The organism is Paraburkholderia sp. Cy-641 (assembly GCF_011752945.1).
In the GTDB taxonomy this organism is placed as follows: domain Bacteria; phylum Pseudomonadota; class Gammaproteobacteria; order Burkholderiales; family Burkholderiaceae; genus Paraburkholderia.
This window is the reverse complement of record NZ_VWWM01000142.1, coordinates 1-896: the sequence shown is the minus strand read 5'-3', so window position 1 is coordinate 896 and position 896 is coordinate 1. Positions and strand designations below refer to the sequence as shown.

Here is an 896-nt window from a genome sequence, read left to right as displayed (position 1 = left end):
GGGCCGGTGTAATTCGCGCTCGGCCGGATGATCTTGTTGTCGATGCGCTGCTCGATGATGTGCGCGCTCCAGCCCGCCGTGCGCGCGATCACGAAGATCGGCGTGAACATCGCGGTCGGCACGCCCATCATGTGATACGACACCGCACTGAACCAGTCCAGATTCGGGAACATCTTCTTCGCTTCCCACATCACCGCTTCGAGCCGCTCCGCAATCGAGAACAGCTTCGTGTTGCCTGCTTCCTTCGAGAGCTTCTGCGCCACATCCTTGATGACCTTGTTGCGCGGGTCCGAGATCGTGTACACCGGATGACCGAAGCCGATCACGACTTCCTTGTTCTCCACGCGGCGACGGATGTCCGCCTCGGCTTCGTCGGGCGTCGGGTAGCGCGACTGGATCTCGAAGGCGACCTCGTTGGCGCCGCCATGCTTCGGACCGCGCAGCGCGCCGATGGCACCGGTGATCGCCGAATACATGTCCGAGCCCGTGCCCGCGATCACGCGGCCCGTGAACGTCGAGGCGTTGAACTCGTGTTCGGCGTAGAGATTAAGCGAGACGTGCATCGCATCGACCCACGACTTCGGCGGCTCGACGCCATGCAGCAGATGCAGGAAGTGGCCGCCGATCGAATCGTCATCGGTTTCGACCTCGATGCGTCTGCCGTTGTGCGAGTAGTGATACCAGTAGAGCAGCATCGAGCCGAGCGAGGCCATCAGCTTATCGGCGATATCGCGCGCGCCGGGCAGGTTGTGGTCGTCCTTCTCGGGCAGCACGGTGCCGAGTACGGAAACGCCGGTACGCATCACGTCCATCGGATGCGCGGCGGCCGGAATCCATTCGAGCGCGGCCTTGACGTTGGCGGGCAGTCCGCGCAGGCCCTTGAGCTTTGTTTTATA

Annotated in this window: 1 protein-coding gene; it reads right to left on the bottom strand. The window is 62.7% G+C overall.

Features of this window, described 5'->3' with window-relative positions; translation table 11 throughout:
* Positions 1 to 896: 2-methylcitrate synthase (prpC, locus tag F3J20_RS31725; RefSeq protein WP_167285843.1), on the bottom strand; the 896-nt coding region annotated here is incomplete at both ends.